Raw genomic sequence first — 18,891 nt, forward strand, 5'->3', positions numbered from 1 at the left:
TTGCTTGGCGACCATAGCGATTTGGAACCACCTGACCCCATCCCGAACTCAGCAGTGAAACGAATCAGCGCCGATGGTAGTGTGGGGCTTCCCCATGTGAGAGTAGGTCATCGCCAAGCGCCTAATACGAGAAACCCCTAGCACGCTGTGCTAGGGGTTTTTTCGTTTTAGCGGCTTCCGACGCTACGCGCCGGGAAGCCAACACGTATCGGGGCCTGCCTTACTATCTCAATCCAAGCCTATACCGAGTGCGCTACATCCATGTAGGTTTTGCCGCTTCGCCATCCTTGGCTCAGCGCGTTTTGGTAGCGAAGCTTTGCTTCGCTCGAGAGGCAAAACGCCCCCATGTGAGTGTTCACATGGGCTCATGCGAATAAGCTACGGGCCCCGGGGGTTCCATCGCCAAGCTCTCTTCCTGTCTGCCTAGTCGTTCCGATTCATAGGCTGTAAAGGCTTTTGTTATCTTTGACGAGCATCAGCCCAAAAGCTCAATCCGTTTCAATATTGCTTACGCCAAATCCGGCCTGTCGCTATAATCGAGCGTTTCCATTCATGCTTTGATCGGTGCTTCATGACTGCCAATCCCTTTGTTCATCTGCGCGTTCATTCTGAGTTTTCCGTCGTTGATGGTTTGGTTCGGGTAAAGGCGCTGGCAGCCGCAGCGGCCAAGCAGCAGATGCCTGCAGTCGCGCTCACCGATCAGGTTAACTTCTACGCCCTGATCAAGTTTTATCAAGCGGCCATGGGCTCCGGTGTAAAACCGATCTGTGGTACCGATCTTTGGGTCGAGAACCGGGTTGATCCTGCCGAAGAGCCGACGCGGATGACGCTGTTGGTCAAAGATCGTATCGGCTATCGGAACCTGACCGAATTGATCGCAATGGCCTACCAGCATGGCCAGGGTGTGTTACCCGAGCGGGCGTTGGTTAAGGCGGAATGGATCAAGGAGAAGGCTCAGGGTTTGATCGCTCTGTCTGGGGCCAAAGACGGTGAGATCGGGCAGGCATTACTGGGGGAACGCTTAAACGATGCTCAGGCATTGCTGCAGGAGTGGATGGCGGTTTTCCCTGGCGATTTCTTCCTCGAGCTACAGCGTACCAACCGACCCAACGATGAGGAGTGTCTGCACGCCAGTCTTGGGTTGGCCGACCAGTTTAACTGCCCGGTAGTGGCGACCAACGATGTCATGTTTATGCAGCCGTCGGAGTTTGAGGCTCACGAGGCTCGGGTCTGCATCAACCAGGGCCGTATTCTTGATGATCCACATCGGCCACGACATTACAGCGATCAACAGTATTTTCGTAGTAGCGATGAGATGTGTGAGCTGTTTGCCGATATCCCATCGGCTATCAGTAATACCTGGGTTATCGCCCAGCGCTGCAATATCGAGATAGAGCTGGGTAAATATTACCTGCCTAACTATCCGATTCCGCCTGGGATGACGATGGATGAGTTCTTCATCGACGTTTCCCAGAAAGGCTTGGAAGAACGGCTCGAGAAAATTCTCGACAAGAATGAACCGGACTATGCCGAAAAGCGCAAGGTCTATGATGATCGGCTCGATTTTGAGCTCAAGATCATTATCGAGATGGGTTTTCCGGGCTACTTCCTGATCGTGATGGACTTTATCCAATGGGGTAAGGATAACGGGGTTCCGGTTGGGCCTGGGCGAGGTTCCGGTGCCGGTTCGTTGGTGGCCTATGCCCAGAAGATCACCGATCTGGATCCGATCGAATACGATCTGCTGTTCGAGCGCTTCCTGAACCCGGAGCGGGTATCGATGCCCGACTTCGATATCGATTTCTGCATGGATAATCGTGACAAGGTGATCGACTACGTGGCAGAAACCTACGGTCGTGATGCGGTATCGCAGATCATCACCTTCGGTACCATGGCCGCAAAGGCAGTCGTACGCGATGTAGCGCGGGTGCAGGGTAAGTCCTTCGGTCTGGCCGATAAACTGTCGAAGCTGATTCCGTTCGAGGTCGGTATGACGCTGGCCAAGGCGAAGGAGCAGGAGCCGGCACTGGTTGAGTTCCTCGACACCAGCGACGAAGCCCAAGAGATCTGGGACATGGCGGTCCAGTTGGAGGGCGTTACCCGAGGGGTCGGTAAACACGCCGGTGGGGTGGTTATCGCGCCGACCCGGCTGACCGACTTTGCGCCGCTCTACTGTGACGAGTTCGGCGGTGGCCTGGTAACCCAGTTCGATAAGAACGACGTCGAAGCGGCCGGCCTGGTTAAATTCGACTTCTTGGGTCTGCGGACCCTGACCATCATCGACTGGGCCTTGAAAACGATCCATCGCCAGCAGAGCAAGCGTGGCGAAGCGCCGCTGGATATCACCACGATCGAGCTTGAAGATGCGCCGATCTACCAGATGCTGCAGGCCGGTGAAACTACGGCGGTTTTCCAGCTCGAATCCAGCGGTATGAAGGATCTGATGAAGCGACTGCTGCCGAGCCGCTTCGAAGATATCGTGGCACTGGTGGCCCTGTTCCGTCCGGGGCCGCTGGGCTCCGGGATGGTGGATGACTTTATCAACCGAAAGCATGGTCGCGCCAAGCTGTCGTTCCCCCATCCCGACTTTGAATATATGCCGCTGCAGCCGGTGCTGGAGCCCACCTACGGGGTGGTGCTTTACCAGGAACAGGTCATGCAGATCGCCCAGGTGATGGCTGGCTACTCGCTGGGTGGCGCCGACATGCTGCGCCGGGCGATGGGTAAGAAAAAGCCTGAAGAGATGGCCAAGCAGAGGGTCGGATTTCTCGAGGGCTGTGAAGGCAATGGGATCGACCGCGATCTGGCCGGTAACATCTTTGATCTGGTAGAAAAATTTGCCGGTTACGGCTTTAACAAGTCTCACTCGGCGGCTTACGCGTTGGTCTCCTACCAGACCGCCTGGCTCAAGCACCACTACCCGGCGCCGTTTATGGCGGCGGTCATGTCGTCGGATATGCAGAACACCGACAAGGTGGTGATCTTTATCGAAGAGTGTCGCCACATGGGGCTGACGCTGAAGCTGCCTGATGTAAACAGCGGTGAATATATGTTCACCGTCAATGACGACAACGAAATTATCTATGGCCTAGGTGCGGTCAAGGGGGTTGGTGAAGGTCCGATCGAGGCAATCGTCAGTGCTCGGGCTGAAGGCGGCCCGTTCAGCGATATCTTCGATTTCTGCGAACGGGTGGGCGGTAACAACATCAACAAGCGGGTGCTAGAGGCCTTGGTCCACTGCGGTGCGCTCGATGATATTGGTCCCAACCGGGCTGTACTGATGGCGGCTATTCCCGATGCAGTGAAGGCGGCGGATCAGAAAGCCCGCAACCAAGATAGCGGAATGTTTGATCTGTTCGGCGAAGTGTCGGTGGCCCATGCGGACGCCGGTGATGCCTACGAGCCTTACGGCAAGATCGAAGAGTGGCCCGACAAACAGCGCTTGGCGGGGGAGAAGGATACCCTCGGACTCTATGTGACCGGTCACCCGATCGACGAGTACGAAGCCGAGCTGCGCCAGTTTGTCCCCAATCGACTGGTCGACTTGAAGCCGGCCCGAGGCAATCAGCAAAAGATGGTCGGGCTCGTGATCGATGTCCGGCTGCGCAAGACCAAACGAGGCGACACCCTGGCCTTCGTGACCCTGGATGACCGCAGTTCACGGATGGAGGTCACTCTATTTGGTGACACCTACGAGCAGCATCGCGAATTGATCGCTAAAGACAAGATTCTGGTGGTTGAGGGAGAGGTCGCCCATGATGATTACTCCGGCCAATTGAAGGTCAAGGCGTCGCGGGTGCTCGATATTCCACAGGCCCGCGGACGCTTCGCATCGGCGTTGCAACTGGAACTTTTTGCCGACTATGGTGATCTCAAGCGCAGCCTGGAGAGCTGGTTACCGCAGCATCGTCTGGAGCAAGGGGTTGCGGTAAAAATCCGCTATCAACGCGAGGATGCCGCGGCCGATCTGCTGTTGGGTGAAGAGTGGAGGATCTGTGTTACCGATGAGCTTCTGTGGGAGTTGAAACAGCAGTACGGAAAAGAGCGGGTACAACTGCTCTACGGTGGCTAAAGCCCGGCGCTCAAGGTAAACTTGCCGATATTTTTTATCCCGCCAACCCCTGCCAAACAGCTGGGTGGCGGAGTCTCAGATACAGAAGCCTATAGCTATGAACCCGAACTATCTGGATTTTGAACAGCCGATCGCCGAGTTGCAGGCCAAGATCGAAGAGCTACGTACCGTCGGTAAAGATTCCGACCTCAACATCAGCGATGAAATCGACAAGCTGGAACAGAAGAGTGTTGAGCTGACCGAGAAAATTTTCTCCGACCTGTCCGCCTGGGAGGTCGCTCAGATCGCGCGTCACCCGAAGCGTCCTTACACGCTGGACTTCGCTGAGCTGATTTTTGATGACTTTGACGAGCTGCATGGTGATCGTCATTACGCCGATGACGCGGCTATCGTCGGCGGCATCGCCCGTATCGACGAGCGTCCGGTGATGGTGATCGGTCACCAGAAAGGTCGCGAAGTGAAAGAGAAGGTTAAGCGTAACTTCGGCATGCCGCGTCCGGAAGGCTACCGCAAAGCACTGCGTCTGATGGAGATGGCCGAGCGTTTCAAGATGCCGATCATGACCTTTATCGACACGCCGGGTGCTTACCCGGGTATCGGTGCCGAGGAGCGCGGTCAATCCGAGGCGATCGCCTATAACCTGGCGGTCATGTCTCGCCTGAAGACCCCGATCATCTCGACTGTGGTTGGTGAAGGGGGTTCTGGCGGCGCCCTAGCGATCGGTGTTTGTGACAAGCTGATGATGCTGCAGTACTCCACCTACTCGGTTATTTCACCCGAAGGTTGTGCCTCTATCCTGTGGAAGAGCGCCGACCGGGCTTCCGATGCGGCTAAGGCGATGGGTATCACCTCCGAGCGTCTCCATGAGCTGGGATTGGTTGACGAAGTAATTCAGGAGCCGCTGGGCGGTGCCCACCGTGACCCCGGCCTGCTGGCTGCATCGCTGAAGAGCCAGCTGCTCAGCACCCTGGATGAACTCGATGGCATGGATACCGACGAGCTGTTGGCTCGACGCTACCAGCGCCTGATGTCCTACGGCATCAACTGATCAACGGATACCAGGGGCACCATTCGGTGCCCTTTCTTTTTCCGCCCTGTCCGTTTTCCAATGCGACTTTCTCCCGAAACTTTACTGCAATCGCTTCAGGCCGAGACTGAGCTTCACTCCGAGCTTCCGGTCTGGATCGCCTATAGCGGTGGGATGGATTCCCATGTGTTGTTGCAGCTGGCTGTCGAGGCCGGCTTGAGCAGGTCGGTGCGTCTGGGGGCGGTCCATGTGCATCATGGATTGCAGCCGGAGGCGGATGGTTGGGCTGAGCATTGCGAGTCCGTCTGTGCGTCGCTGGGGGTTGATTTTCGACGTTATGATGCGGGTCTTGCTGCGGGGGCGGGGTTAGAAAACCGGGCTCGGGAAGCGCGCTATCGTATCTTTACCGAGCTGATGGCAGACGGCGGACTATTGCTGCAAGCCCACCACGCCGATGATCAGGCCGAGACCCTGTTATTCCGGTTGCTGCGGGCGGGTGGGGTGCGCGGGTTGGCGGGTATTCCGGCTAGTCGAGCGTTGGGGCAGGGCATGTTGCTCCGACCTTTGCTGGGACTGACCCGAGAACAGTTACGTCAGTATGCGCTCGACCTTGGTTTGAGTTGGATTGAAGATCCCAGCAATCAAGACTTGGTTCATAACCGTAATTATCTCCGCGCTCGGGTGCTGCCCGCGCTACAGCAGCGCTGGCCTGATCTGGCCAACGCCTTCGGAAAAAGTGCTTCCCACTGCCGCGACGCTCTGTTACTAAGCCAGGACCTGGCTCGCATCGATCTTGAAGCTTGTCGTCTGAGTGGAGGCGGTTTGGCCATCGATCAGCTCAAGGGTTTGGCTGAGCATCGTCGCTGGAATCTATTGCGCCACTGGTTACACCAGCAGGAACTCAATCCAAACGAGCAACAATTACACCAGTTGTGGCGAGACCTGGTCTGCGCCCGGGAAGATGCACAGCCGCGTTTTGAGTTTGCCAGGGTCAGCATCCGGCGCTATCGCAAGGGGCTTTACCTAATCGAGACTCAAAGAGATCTCGGGCAGGAGGCTACCGATTGGTCACAACCTGTGACGCTAAATTCTGGCCATGTGACCGAGCTGCTATTGCCGTTCGGGCAGTTAAAGCTGGAGCCGGTGGTCGGGCTGGGGTTGCGGATTCCTGATCAGGCGCATGTGACGATACGGCCGCGCCAAGGGGGCGAGCGGATTCGGCTGGCCGGACGCGATGGCAGTCGGTCGTTGAAGAAGTTGTTACAACAGGCCGCTGTGCCGCCTTGGCTACGTGAAAAAATGCCGTTGGTCTATGTGGATGAGGAGCTGGCGGCGGTGGCGGATCTGTGGATTTCAGCCGATTTTGAAGCCGGAGCGAGCCAGCCAGGTTGGCGCTTGAAATGGGATTCGACAACCGGGCTGGAAAAGGGGCCAATCTGAGTGAATTCTGATTGTCGATCGAAACGGCTTCAGCTAAACTGTAGCCCCATCTTGAGGTGCCCTGCGCCTCCCGCATTTTACCGTTTTCTATATCTGCAGACAGGTTCCGAATGACGCACTATATCTTCGTCACGGGCGGCGTTGTGTCTTCTTTGGGTAAGGGCATCGCTTCCGCTTCATTGGCCGCTATTCTAGAGGCTCGCGGCCTCAAAGTGACCATGCTCAAGCTTGACCCCTATATCAACGTTGATCCGGGGACGATGAGCCCGTTCCAGCACGGTGAGGTTTTTGTTACCGAAGATGGTGCCGAGACCGACCTGGACTTGGGCCACTACGAGCGCTTTATCCGTACCACCATGAGCCAACGCAACAACTTCACCACCGGTCGGGTGTACGAAGAGGTGCTGCGCAAGGAGCGTCGTGGTGATTATCTGGGCGGTACCGTACAAGTGATTCCGCACATCACCGACGAGATCAAGCGTCGCGTGATCGAAGGTGCCGGCGATGCTGACATTGCGCTGGTCGAGATCGGCGGTACTGTCGGCGATATCGAATCGCTGCCGTTTATGGAAGCGGTCCGTCAGCTGAAGGTTGAGCTGGGGTCACAGCGGGCACTGTTTATGCATCTGGTACTGGTGCCCTATATCGCCACCGCCGGTGAAACCAAGACCAAGCCGTCACAGCACTCGGTTAAAGAGCTGCGCTCGATCGGTATCCAGCCGGATATCCTGGTCTGCCGCTCCGATCACGAGATCCCGGCCGATTCACGTCGTAAGCTGTCGCTGTTCACCAACGTTGAAGAGCGTGCCGTTATCGCACTGGAAGACGCCAACACCATCTACCGTATTCCGCGGATGCTACACGAGCAGGGTCTGGACGAGATCATCGTCGACAAGTTCCGGATTGACTGTCAGCCGGCTGACCTGTCCGAGTGGGACGATGTTGTTGATGCCAAGCTGAATCCGCACCGTGAAGTAACCATCGCGATGGTCGGCAAGTACATGGAACTGCTGGATGCCTACAAGTCGTTGATCGAAGCGATGACCCATGCCGGCATCAAGAACCGCGCCAAGGTCAACCTGCGCTATATCGATTCCGAAGATATCGAGCGCAAGGGCACTGGCGTACTGGAAGATGTCGATGCGATTCTGGTACCCGGTGGCTTCGGCGAACGTGGTGTCGAAGGCAAGATTCTGACCGTACAGTACGCCCGTGAGAACAAGATCCCGTACCTGGGTATCTGTCTCGGCATGCAGGTGTCGGTCATCGAATTCGCCCGTAACGTTGCCGGCATGGCCGATGCCAACAGCACCGAATTCAACCCCAACAGCGAGCATCCGGTCGTTGGCTTGATCACCGAGTGGACTACCGCCGAAGGCGATGTGGAAACTCGCGATGAAGATGCCGACCTGGGTGGCACCATGCGCCTGGGTGCGCAGGAATGTCGTCTGGAACCAGACTCGCTGGCAGCCGAATGCTACGGCAAAGAGGTGGTGCTTGAGCGTCATCGCCACCGCTACGAAGTCAACAACAACCTGCTGCCGCAACTGGAACAGGCTGGCCTGAAGATCTCCGGCCGCTCCATCGACGGCACCCTGGTTGAGGTGGTTGAAGTGGAAGACCACCCCTGGTTCGTTGCCTGCCAGTTCCACCCCGAATTTACCTCAACGCCCCGTGACGGCCATGGCCTGTTCTCCGGTTTCGTCAAGGCAGCGTTGGAAAAGAGCGGTAAGTGATCACCGGATCCTGCAAACCGCCGGTTAAACGACTCAAATTTAAGCAAAGACTTGGAGTTATCAGCCCATGACCGCAATTACCGATATTAAGGCACGCGAAGTGCTCGATTCCCGGGGCAACCCGACCGTCGAAGCCGACGTTACCCTGGCTTCCGGTGCCTTCGGCACCGCTTGCGCCCCTTCCGGCGCTTCCACCGGCTCCCGTGAAGCACTGGAGCTGCGCGACGGCGACAAATCCCGTTATCTGGGCAAAGGTGTGTTGAAAGCGGTTGCGGCGGTCAACGGCCCGATCCGTGAAGCGCTGCTGGGTAAGGATGCCTCCGACCAGCGCGCGCTGGACCAGATCATGATCGATCTGGATGGTACCGAGAACAAAGCCAACTTCGGCGCCAACGCCATCCTGGCGGTGTCTCTGGCTGCGGCCAAAGCAGCTGCTGCCGATAAGGGCATGCCGCTGTACGCTCACATCGCTGAGATCAACGGCAACGCCGGTGAGTTCTCCATGCCGGTTCCGATGATGAACATCCTCAACGGTGGTGAGCACGCCGACAACAACGTCGATATCCAGGAGTTCATGGTTCAGCCGGTCTCCGCTCCGACCTTTGCCGAAGCCCTGCGTGTGGGTGCCGAAATCTTCCACAGCCTGAAGAAAGTGCTGTCGGCCCGCGGTCTGAACACCGCTGTGGGTGATGAGGGCGGTTTCGCCCCGAATCTGGCCTCCAACGAGGAAGCGCTGGTTGTGATCAACGAAGCGATCGCCAACGCCGGCTACAAGCTGGGTGAGGACGTGACTCTGGCGCTGGACTGTGCCTCTTCCGAGTTCTACAAAGAAGGCATGTACGACCTGTCTGGTGAAGGTAAGAAGTTCGACGCCGAAGGTTTTGCCGACTACCTGGCTGAGCTGAGTGCCAAGTACCCGATCGTCTCCATCGAAGACGGTATGGACGAGAGCGACTGGGACGGCTGGGCGACCCTGACCCGCAAGATCGGCGACAAGGTTCAGCTGGTTGGCGACGACCTGTTCGTGACCAACACCAAGATCCTATCCCGTGGTATCGAGCAGAGCATCGGTAACTCCATCCTGATCAAGTTCAACCAGATCGGTTCTCTGTCCGAAACTCTGGACGCGATCAAGATGGCGCAGGATGCCGGCTTCACCGCCGTTATCTCGCACCGTTCCGGTGAAACCGAAGACACCACCATTGCCGACCTGGCCGTTGCTACCCGCGCCGGTCAGATCAAGACCGGTTCCCTGTGCCGCTCAGACCGGGTTGCCAAGTACAACCGTCTGCTGCGGATCGAAGGCGAGCTGGAAGGCAAGGCGCCTTACAACGGCCGCTCCGAGATCAAAGGACAGGCCTAAGTCGAATAAGGGGAGCTTCGGCTCCCCTTTTTTCTGGTTGCCCCTGAAAAGATCCCACCGGTCGTTTCATGCCTGGATTGGAGTCTTTTCAGGGATAACTAACGCGGGCTTATTTTGTTTTGGGTAGGTTGAAGCGCGAATGAAGTGGTTGCTGGCCCTGTTGATACTGTTGCTGGCGGGATTGCAGTACCGGCTCTGGTTCGGTGACGGTAACCTGCCGTCGGTTTGGGCATTGCAGGATTCCATCGAACAGCAGCAGGACTCCAACCAGGCCTTGATCGAGCGCAACGAGGCGTTACGTGCCGAGGTCGACGATCTGCGCGAAGGTACCTCGGCGATGGAGGAGCGTGCCCGTAGCGAACTGGGCATGATCAAGCGCGGCGAAACCTTCTTCCTGTTACCAGAGTCCGAAACCTCTCAACAATAATCGTGCCTTAGCCAGGCAACACCCATTAGGTCGAAGCGACCGGAGATTCCCCATTTGAGTCAGTATGATCTCGACTTTCCTCGCGTTCATGGCGCCCCTGTCGATGCCGGCGTGATTCGTAGCCTGCCGGAAGATTTTCAGGTCGATGAGCAGCTGGGCTTTGAGCCCTGCGGAGAGGGTGAGCACCTGTTTATTTTGCTGCGTAAGCGCGGTGAAAACACCCAGTGGATCGCTCGTCAGCTGGCTAAGCTGGCCGGTATCGAGCTCAAAGATGTCAGCTATGCCGGACTCAAGGATCGCCACGCGGTCACCACCCAGTGGTTCAGCCTGTGGTTGCCGGGGCGCGCGGATCCGGATCTGAGTGGTTTGCCCGATTCGGTCGAGATCTTGCAACGTGCCCGACATAACCGCAAGCTCAAGCGCGGCGGCCACCGGGCCAACCGCTTTGTGCTGCGGATCCGGGAGCTGGACCAAACCCTGATCCCCGAGTCTCTGCTGGAAACGATTCGTGATCGCGGGGTGCCGAACTATTTCGGTGAGCAGCGCTTCGGCCATGACGGTGGAAATCTGGAGTTGGCCGACAAACTACTGGCCGGTGAGATCCGGATCCGCGACCGGCATAAACGCAGCATGGCGATCTCGGCGGCGCGCTCCTACCTGTTCAATCTGATCGTTGCCGAGCGGATTCGGCGCGGCGTCTGGGATGCCTATCTGGAGGGTGATCGACCGGTGATCCGGGGCTCCAGCAACCTGACCCCGGAGACTGACCCTGCCGAGTTGAGCCGCCAAATCGAAGCGATCGAAACCCACCCGACCGCACCGATGATGGGGCGGGGGCGAGCACTGGTGGAATCGGAGTCGCTGGCGTTGGAAACTGATATACTGCAACGCTTCGAGCACTGGGGTGCGGGGCTGGAAAAACTGGGCCAGACACGCGAGCGTCGTTCGGTTCGGTTTCTGCCCCGAGAGTTTTCCTGGCGGTGGCTGCAATCGGATCAGCTTCAGCTTAGTTTTGAGTTGCCGCCGGGAACCTATGCCACCAGTGTGCTGCGTGAGATCTGCCGCTATCGGGTAGCGGCAAATCCCGATTCAGAAACTCAGGGGTAACACCGATGCGGGTGCTGATTTCCAATGATGATGGTGTCCATGCGCCGGGAATCGCGGTATTGGCCGAGGTGCTTGGGCAGCAGTATCAGATTCAGGTGGTGGCACCGGATCGTGATCGTAGCGGCGCCAGCCACTCGCTGACGCTAGATCGCCCGCTGGAACCCAGCACCCTCGATAACGGCTTTGTCAGTATCAACGGGACACCGACCGATTGTGTCCATCTGGGGTTGTTCGGGCTGTTCGAATCACGACCGGAGATCGTCGTCTCCGGGATCAACTGCGGCGCCAATCTGGGTGACGATGTGCTCTATTCCGGCACCGTGGCCGCGGCGATGGAGGGGCGGCATCTGAGCCGGCCGTCGATCGCGATTTCGTTGGCGGGCAAGCGTCACTTCGACAGCGCCGCCACCATCGTTAATGATCTGCTGGCGCGGATCAAGCAACTCAATGTGGCCCCCCGAACCGTTCTCAATATTAATGTCCCCGATCTGCCGCTGGATCAGATCAAGGGTATCCATGTGACCCGGTTGGGACACCGCTACCTGTGTGGTGAACCGGTCGAATCGATCGATCCGCGCGGCAAGCGTCGCTTCTGGGTTGCCGGAGCCGGTGAGTCCGAAGATGACGGTCCGGGCACGGATTTTTATGCGCTTAGTGAAGGCTATGTGTCGATCACCCCACTGCATTTTGATATGACGCAGTATTCGGGCTTCGACAATCTGGCCAGCTGGCTTGAGGAGCAGTAAAGCGAGTGAACAAGATTGACCTTCAAGGCATAGGGATGACCTCGCGGCGGACTCGCGAACGGCTGATCGGCCGCTTAATAGAGCAGGGGATCGATGACCCTCGGGTATTGGAGGTGATGCAGGAGCTGCCGCGTCACCTGTTTATCGATGAAGCGCTGGCCCATCGAGCCTACGAAGATACGGCCCTGCCGATCGGCTACAACCAGACCATTTCGCAGCCCTATATCGTCGCCAAGATGACCGAGACCCTGCTCAACGGCGGTACTCCGGAAAGGGTGTTGGAGATCGGCACCGGCTCGGGCTACCAGACCGCGGTGCTGGCTTGTTTGGTTGGACGGGTGTTCAGCGTCGAACGGATCCAGCCACTGCAGGAGAAAGCCCGGCAGCGATTGCGCCAGCTGGGGCTTCGCAATGTCCAGTTTCAGCATGCCGACGGTGGCTTCGGTTGGCCGGAGAAAGGGCCGTTCGATGCCATCACCTGTGCGGCGGCTCCGGAGCAGATTCCCCCCGAGCTGTTCGAACAGCTGGCTATCGGTGGCCGGATGATCATTCCGGTTGGAGGTCGCGTGCAGGAGCTGCGTCTGGTGGTGCGTACCGATGAGCAGAGCTTCGATCAGCAGGTGCTCGAAGGCGTCAAGTTCGTTCCGATGCTGAGCGGTTCGGTTCGTTAGCCAGTAATCCAACATGATTCACTAGACCCCAGAACAGGGAGAGTTGTATGAGCCGCGCAGTCCAGGACTGGGTCGCGTTATTTCTCAAGGGTGCTGCAATGGGGATCGCCGATGCCATTCCCGGCGTCTCCGGTGGCACCATCGCCTTTATCAGCGGTATCTACGAAGAGCTGGTCGGCTCGATTCGTCGGATCACGCCGGCGGCGTTGCTGTTGCTGTTTCAACAGGGACCTAAAGCGTTCTGGCAGCATATCAACGGTACCTTCCTGGTCGTGCTGCTCAGCGGTGTGCTGATTAGCTTGGCGTCGGCGGCGCGCTTGGCAATCTATCTGCTGGAGCAGTATCCCACCCTGCTATGGGCATTCTTCTTCGGTTTGATCGTCAGCTCGGCGCTCTGGATGGCCGGCAAGGTAAACCTCTGGAATCTGAGGTTGATGCTCTGCCTATGGTTCGGCAGCCTGTTCTCTTATCTGGTCACCGTGGTGTCGCCGGTGGAGATACAGATCAGCAACTGGGTAGTATTTCTGGCGGGCTCGGTAGCGATCTGTGCGATGATTCTGCCGGGTATTTCCGGCAGCTTTATCTTGCTGCTGTTGGGGCTCTACGCCCCGATTATGGGCGCAATAAAAGCCCTCGATCTGCAGATTTTGCTGCTGTTTCTGGCCGGCTGCGCCACCGGTCTGCTGAGCTTCTCCCATCTGCTTGGCTGGATGTTCAAACATCACCATGACCTGACGCTGGCGCTGCTGATCGGCATCATGCTGGGATCGTTGAATAAGATCTGGCCGTGGAAATACACCACCGATTACCGGATCAACAGCCACGGTGATCTGGTACCGTTGATGCAGGACAATGTGCTGCCGTCGGACTATCTGGCATTGACCGGGCAGGAGCCTTATCTATGGGCGGCGCTGGCGTTGATGTTGCTGGGAGGTGGCGCGGTCTATATGCTGGAGCGATACGGAAGCCGATCCAACTAGTCGCTGATATCGCGGCGCCGGCTTCAGAGGTTAACCGGGATCAGGAGCTTTGCACAGATTGTGCGGATCCGTGTGACACAGACTCTGCGAGCGTTGTTAGTGCCGTTGTTGTTACTGGCGCTGACGGCCTGCAGTGGTCATATGGCCCCGGTCAGTGAGCGCTCGCTTAATAAACAATACTCCCCGCCACCTCGTCAGCAATCCCGCTCTCAACCGGTGGCCACCAAACTTCCTTCCAGCGGCTATTACCGAGTCCAGCGAGGCGATACCCTCTATTCGATCGCCTGGCGTTACCGTATCGATTTCCGCAATCTGGCCGAGGCCAACAACATCGGTAGTGACTACCGGATCTATCCGGGACAGCGACTGCGGCTGGACACTGCTGCCAAAGCCAGCGCCCCTGTGGTGGTGGCCGGCACCAAAACAGCCAAGCCAGCTACCACGGCGACCCAACCCAAGGCTGAAACCAAACCGGCGATCAAGCCCTCGACCGCGGTGCGTGCCACCGCGGTTCCCACCGGACCGGTGAAATGGCGCTGGCCGGCATCGGGGCGGGTGATCAAGGGCTTTAGTTCGCGAGGCAGTATCAATAAAGGGATCAACCTGTCCGGCAAACGTGGTGATCCGGTCTATGCCGCCGGTGGTGGTGTGGTGGTTTATGCCGGCAGCGGACTGCTGGGTTACGGCAATCTGATCATCATCAACCACAACGAAACCTTCCTCAGCGCTTATGCCCATAACGACAAATTATTGGTACAAGAGCGGCAGAAGGTTGATGTAGGACAGAAAATAGCGGAAATCGGAAATAGCGGTGCTGATCGGACCATGCTACATTTTGAGATTCGCAAAGAGGGCAAGCCGGTTGATCCGGTGCGTTATTTGCCCCGGCGGTAGCAGCAGGGACTAGCCGATAACATCGGCCTGCTGATGCAGTATCCGCTCAGGAAACTAGAATAAATGCCCCCAAAGAGGTGGCAGCAAAAATCTTAGGGACGGTTACATGGTAGCAGACGACACCGATGCGAATGTCGTAATGGATAAGGCGCGGAGTGAAGTCCACGATGATTTGGTTAACGCCAAACACCTCGATGCGACCCAGCTCTATCTTAACGAGATCGGCTTTTCGCCGTTGCTAAGTGCCGAAGAGGAGGTGTATTTCTCCCGCAAGGCGTTGAGGGGCTGCGAGGCCTCCCGCAAGCGCATGATCGAGAGCAACCTGCGCCTGGTGGTCAAAATTGCCCGCCGCTATATCAACCGTGGCCTGACCCTGCTGGACCTGATCGAAGAGGGCAACCTCGGTCTGATCCGCGCGGTGGAGAAATTCGATCCGGAACGGGGCTTCCGCTTTTCAACCTACGCCACCTGGTGGATCCGCCAGACCATCGAACGGGCGATCATGAATCAGACCCGCACGATCCGCCTTCCCATCCACGTTGTTAAAGAGCTCAATGTCTACCTGCGCGCCGCGCGGGAACTGGCCCAGAAACTTGACCACGAGCCGACCTGCGAAGAGATCGCCGAGATGCTCGACAAGCCGGTCGAGAACGTCAAGCGGATGATGGGGCTGAACGAGCGGGTCGGCTCGATCGATACCCCGGTGGGGCAGAACTCCGATAAATCGCTGCTCGATACCATTCCCGATACCGAAACCGCCGACCCGGAAACCTGGTTGCAGAACACCAACCTGATCGGCCGCCTGGATGATTGGCTCGATACACTGCCGGAGAAACACAGTGAAGTGCTGGCACGCCGATTCGGTTTGCATGGCTACGAGATCAGCACCCTGGAAGAGGTCGGGCGTGAGATCGGCCTGACCCGCGAGCGGGTACGCCAGATTCAGGTCGAAGCGTTGCGGCGACTGCGTGAAATTGTCGAGAACAACGGCTTGAGCGGTGCCGATCTGCTCGAGTGAGGGATCGCTAAACCCGACTAGGAAAGCCACCCCATGGGTGGCTTTTTTGTGCCTCGTCGTTGGGCTTACTTTTCGTTATCCAATGCTTCCTTCAATTGGTAGAGCTTTTCCAGCGCTTGCCGCGGGGTAAGGCTATCCGGATCGATCCGCCCCAGTTGCTGTTCCAGCGGGTGGGGCTCGGTCGGCGCCGACAGTGGAACTTGCGGCTGCGGTTCGGGCTGGCTGAACAGATCGTTCTGTAGCGGCGCACCTGCTGGTTGGGCTGATACCGGTGCGGATTCGAGCTGCTGCAGTTTTAGCTTGGCTTCGTCGATTACCGCCAGCGGTACCCCGGCCAACTTGGCGACCTGCAGGCCGTAGCTCTGGCTGGCCGGCCCTTCATGAACGCTGTGCAGGAAGATGATGTGGTCGTTGTGCTCGGTGGCAGTCAGGTGGATATTGGCGACTCCGGATTCCTGCTCCGGCAGGGCAGTCAGCTCAAAGTAGTGGGTCGCGAACAGGGTGAAGGCACGGGTCTGGGCAGCCAGGTGGCGGGCACTGGACCAGGCCAGCGACAGTCCATCGAAAGTACTGGTGCCGCGACCGACTTCATCCATCAACACCAGACTGCGGGGGCTGGCATTGTGAAGGATGTTGGCGGTTTCGGTCATCTCCACCATAAAGGTTGAGCGACCACCGGCCAGATCATCGGAGGAACCCATTCGGGTAAAGATCCGATCGACCAGACCAATTTGGGCCTGGGCCGCCGGCACATAGCTGCCGATATGGGCCAGCAGCACGATCAGTGCCGCCTGGCGCATATAGGTGGACTTACCGCCCATGTTGGGACCGGTGATGATCAGCATCCGTCGATCCGACTGCAGTTGTAGATCGTTGGCAACAAACGGATCCTCAGAGACCCGCTCGACCACCGGATGGCGGCCGCCGCTGATCTGGATTCCCGGCTCCGACTCCAGTTGCGGGGCGCAGTAATCGAGCCGCTCGGCCCGGGCTGCCAGGTTGTTCAGCACGTCCAGCTCGGCCAGTCCGGCGGCGCTGTCCTGCAATGGCGCGAGCTCGGCGGCCAGGGTTTCCAGCAACGCCTCATAGAGCATCTTCTCCCGGGCCAGAGCGCGGCTCTTGCTGCTCAGTGCCTTGTCTTCGAACTCTTTCAGTTCCGGGGTGATAAAGCGCTCGGCGTTTTTCAGGGTCTGACGACGGATATACTCGGCCGGGGCCAGCTCCGATTGGGCCCGGCTGATCTCGATGTAGTAACCGTGGACCCGGTTGTAGCCGACCTTCAGGGTGGCGATACCGGTTCGCTCTTTCTCGCGCTGCTCCAGCTCCACCAGATAGCCACCGGCGTTTTCGCTCAGGGCGCGCAGCTCGTCCAGCTCTGCATCGTAACCTTCGGCGATCACGCCACCGTCGCGGATGACCACCGGTGGATTTTCCTTGATCGCCTTCTCCAGCAGTGCATGTTGCTCGGGGAATTCGCTGATCAGAGTCGCCAGCTCGCTGGCGCGGGGTGAATCCAGTGGTGACAGCAGCTGTTGCAGCTCCGGCAGGCAGCCCAGGGCGAGTTTGAGCCGCTCCAGGTCCCGAGGTCTTGCCGAGCGGAGTGCGACCCGTGACAGAATCCGTTCGATATCGCCGATCTGTTTCAATAGCGGCTGCAGCAACTCGAAGCGGAAGTCGTCCAACAGGCTGCCGATACATTGTTGGCGTTTGCGGATCGCTTCCAAGTTACGCAACGGGCGGTGCAGCCAGCGACGAAGCAGGCGACTGCCCATCGGGGTGGCGGTGCGGTCCAGCACCGAACAAAGGGTGTTTTCGCTGCCACCCATCAGATTGGTATCCAGCTCCAGGTTGCGGCGGGTGGCGGCATCCAGAATAACGCTGTTGTCCTGCTGCTCGGTGCTGATCGAGCGGATATGGGGTAGTGCGGTACGTTGGGTTTCGCGGGCGTACTGCAGCAGGCAGCCGGCGGCACGCAGTGCCGTATGTAGTTCTTCGCAGCCGAAGCCGGACAGGTCCTTGGTCTGAAATTGACCGGTCAGCAGTCGGTGGGCGGTATCGAGTTCGAAATTCCACGGGGGCTGGCGGCGTAGGCCGACAAAACCGTCCAGTAGCGGCTCGAGCCCGTCCTCTTCATTATGCAGTAGTTCCGCCGGGCGCAGTCGAGCCAGCTCGCCCAACAGCGCGGACTCACCGTCCAGCTCGGTCACCCAGAACCGACCGGCACTGATATCCAGGCTGGCCAGACCGAAACGATCCGCATCGCGGGTCAGGGCGAGCAGCAGATTGTCTCGATGTTCGTCCAGCAGGGCTTCATCGGTCAGGGTCCCTGGGGTGACAACCCGCACCACCTTGCGCTCGACCGGTCCCTTACTGGTGGCCGGGTCGCCGATCTGTTCGGCGATCGCCACCGACTCACCGGATTTGACGATCTTGGCGATATAGTTGTCGGCCGAATGATAGGGGATTCCCGCCATTGGAATCGGCTCGCCGCCGGAATGACCACGGCTGGTCAGGGAGATATCCAGCAACCGCGATGCGCGTTTGGCATCGTCGTAGAACAGCTCGTAAAAGTCACCCATGCGGTAGAACACCAGCTCGTCGGGGTGTTCGGCTTTGATGCGGAAATACTGCTGCATCATCGGCGTGTGGGTGCTTTTATTGGCTGCTTTTTTGCTCATGTTTGTGCTGTTCTATGGCTTGTTGGGACTGGTTGGCGGAGTTGGAGCCGGGCCGGCGAAAGCTGGTCATTCTACGGTATGTTGTGCGATATTTCGAAGCGCAAATTAGGTCTGACTTAGTGGCGTAATAGCGGCGTAACAAGTGGTGAAGGGAAGGCGGAAGGAGTGACGACAATGATCGATCTTCAGGTTGAGGCGCTGGCTCAGGCGCTGCTGGCCAAAGGCTGGCGTGCGGTTACGGCGGAGTCCTGCACCGGTGGAGGCGTGGCGCACCAGTTGACGGCGCTGGCGGGCAGCTCCGATTGGCTTGAAGGTGGGTTTGTCACCTATTCGAACGCGATGAAACAACGCTTGCTGGGGGTGCCCGAGACGGTGTTTACCGGTCCAGGCGCGGTGAGTCAGGAGTGCGTCGAAGCGATGGCCAGGGGGGCGCTGCAACACAGTGATGCGCAGATCAGCGTCGCAATCAGTGGAATTGCCGGCCCCGGTGGAGGGACGCCGGATAAGCCGGTGGGAACGGTCTGGTTTGCCTGGGCCAGTACGGGAGGCGATCTTAAAAGCCTCTGTCATCGCTTTAATGGCGATCGTCAAACCGTTAGAGATCAAGCGGTTGTTGCGGCAATTTCGGGCATGTTGCGGATGGTGCAAAACTAATCTGCATTGAGCGCTTGCGTTTAAAAAATCTTGTGAAATAATACTGTTCAGATATACAGTTGTTTTGCTGTATAAAAA

General features: G+C 58.1%; 14 protein-coding genes and 1 rRNA gene. 14 read left to right on the forward strand and 1 reads right to left on the reverse strand.

The features are described 5' to 3' along the window. Nucleotides 1–3 precede the first annotated feature (3 nt). The 13 genes from rrf to rpoS all read left to right on the forward strand — a co-directional run bounded on the left by rrf (nucleotide 4) and on the right by rpoS (nucleotide 15,481). Nucleotides 4–119: ribosomal RNA gene (gene rrf / locus DV711_RS06910) — 5S ribosomal RNA — on the forward strand. Between the two features lie 452 nt (nucleotides 120–571). Then, nucleotides 572–4,072, forward strand: coding sequence for a DNA polymerase III subunit alpha (gene dnaE, locus DV711_RS06915; RefSeq protein WP_114694960.1), 3,501 nt, complete (start codon nucleotides 572–574; stop codon nucleotides 4,070–4,072). A 97-nt stretch (nucleotides 4,073–4,169) separates the two neighbouring features. Then, nucleotides 4,170–5,120, forward strand: coding sequence for an acetyl-CoA carboxylase carboxyl transferase subunit alpha (gene accA / locus DV711_RS06920; RefSeq protein WP_114694961.1), 951 nt, complete (start codon nucleotides 4,170–4,172; stop codon nucleotides 5,118–5,120). A 60-nt stretch (nucleotides 5,121–5,180) separates the two neighbouring features. Beyond that, nucleotides 5,181–6,539, forward strand: a complete 1,359-nt coding sequence (tilS, locus tag DV711_RS06925) for a tRNA lysidine(34) synthetase TilS (RefSeq protein WP_114694962.1) — start codon at nucleotides 5,181–5,183, stop codon at nucleotides 6,537–6,539. A gap of 110 nt (nucleotides 6,540–6,649) precedes the next feature. Further along, nucleotides 6,650–8,275: a CTP synthase gene (locus tag DV711_RS06930; RefSeq protein ID WP_114694963.1), complete on the forward strand. Its 1,626-nt coding sequence runs from the start codon at nucleotides 6,650–6,652 to the stop codon at nucleotides 8,273–8,275. 67 nt (nucleotides 8,276–8,342) lie between these two features. Next, entirely contained in the window at nucleotides 8,343–9,638 is a 1,296-nt protein-coding gene (eno, locus tag DV711_RS06935) for a phosphopyruvate hydratase (RefSeq protein ID WP_114694964.1), read from the forward strand. A 139-nt stretch (nucleotides 9,639–9,777) separates the two neighbouring features. Beyond that, nucleotides 9,778–10,065 carry a cell division protein FtsB gene (ftsB, locus tag DV711_RS06940; RefSeq protein WP_114694965.1) on the forward strand — a complete coding sequence of 96 codons (288 nt, stop codon included), beginning with the start codon at nucleotides 9,778–9,780 and terminating at the stop codon, nucleotides 10,063–10,065. Nucleotides 10,066–10,119: 54 nt separating this feature from the next. Next, the gene (gene truD, locus DV711_RS06945) at nucleotides 10,120–11,172 is read left to right on the forward strand and encodes a tRNA pseudouridine(13) synthase TruD (protein WP_207802569.1); all 1,053 of its coding nucleotides are present in this window, start codon (nucleotides 10,120–10,122) and stop codon (nucleotides 11,170–11,172) included. A 5-nt stretch (nucleotides 11,173–11,177) separates the two neighbouring features. Continuing rightward, on the forward strand, nucleotides 11,178–11,918 hold the full coding sequence (surE, locus tag DV711_RS06950; protein WP_114694967.1) for a 5'/3'-nucleotidase SurE: 741 nt from the start codon (nucleotides 11,178–11,180) through the stop codon (nucleotides 11,916–11,918). 35 nt (nucleotides 11,919–11,953) lie between these two features. Then, nucleotides 11,954–12,589, forward strand: coding sequence for a protein-L-isoaspartate(D-aspartate) O-methyltransferase (locus tag DV711_RS06955; protein ID WP_207802603.1), 636 nt, complete (start codon nucleotides 11,954–11,956; stop codon nucleotides 12,587–12,589). Nucleotides 12,590–12,636: 47 nt separating this feature from the next. After that, the gene (locus tag DV711_RS06960) at nucleotides 12,637–13,569 is read left to right on the forward strand and encodes a polyprenyl-phosphate transporter (protein ID WP_207802570.1); all 933 of its coding nucleotides are present in this window, start codon (nucleotides 12,637–12,639) and stop codon (nucleotides 13,567–13,569) included. A 72-nt stretch (nucleotides 13,570–13,641) separates the two neighbouring features. Further along, the gene (locus tag DV711_RS06965; RefSeq protein ID WP_243633758.1) at nucleotides 13,642–14,463 is read left to right on the forward strand and encodes a peptidoglycan DD-metalloendopeptidase family protein; all 822 of its coding nucleotides are present in this window, start codon (nucleotides 13,642–13,644) and stop codon (nucleotides 14,461–14,463) included. A gap of 106 nt (nucleotides 14,464–14,569) precedes the next feature. Further along, nucleotides 14,570–15,481, forward strand: coding sequence for an RNA polymerase sigma factor RpoS (rpoS, locus tag DV711_RS06970; protein ID WP_114694970.1), 912 nt, complete (start codon nucleotides 14,570–14,572; stop codon nucleotides 15,479–15,481). A gap of 65 nt (nucleotides 15,482–15,546) precedes the next feature. On the opposite strand, the gene mutS is transcribed toward rpoS, so the two are convergent. Then, the gene (gene mutS, locus DV711_RS06975; protein ID WP_114694971.1) at nucleotides 15,547–18,159 is read right to left on the reverse strand and encodes a DNA mismatch repair protein MutS; all 2,613 of its coding nucleotides are present in this window, start codon (nucleotides 18,157–18,159) and stop codon (nucleotides 15,547–15,549) included. A gap of 174 nt (nucleotides 18,160–18,333) precedes the next feature. Between mutS and DV711_RS06980 the strand changes: the two genes are divergently transcribed. Continuing rightward, complete coding sequence (locus DV711_RS06980; RefSeq protein WP_114694972.1) at nucleotides 18,334–18,813, forward strand: CinA family protein; 480 nt, start codon at nucleotides 18,334–18,336, stop codon at nucleotides 18,811–18,813. The last annotated feature ends 78 nt before the right edge of the window (nucleotides 18,814–18,891 follow it).

The organism is Motiliproteus coralliicola, from assembly GCF_003345655.1.
In the GTDB taxonomy this organism is placed as follows: domain Bacteria; phylum Pseudomonadota; class Gammaproteobacteria; order Pseudomonadales; family Balneatricaceae; genus Motiliproteus; species Motiliproteus coralliicola.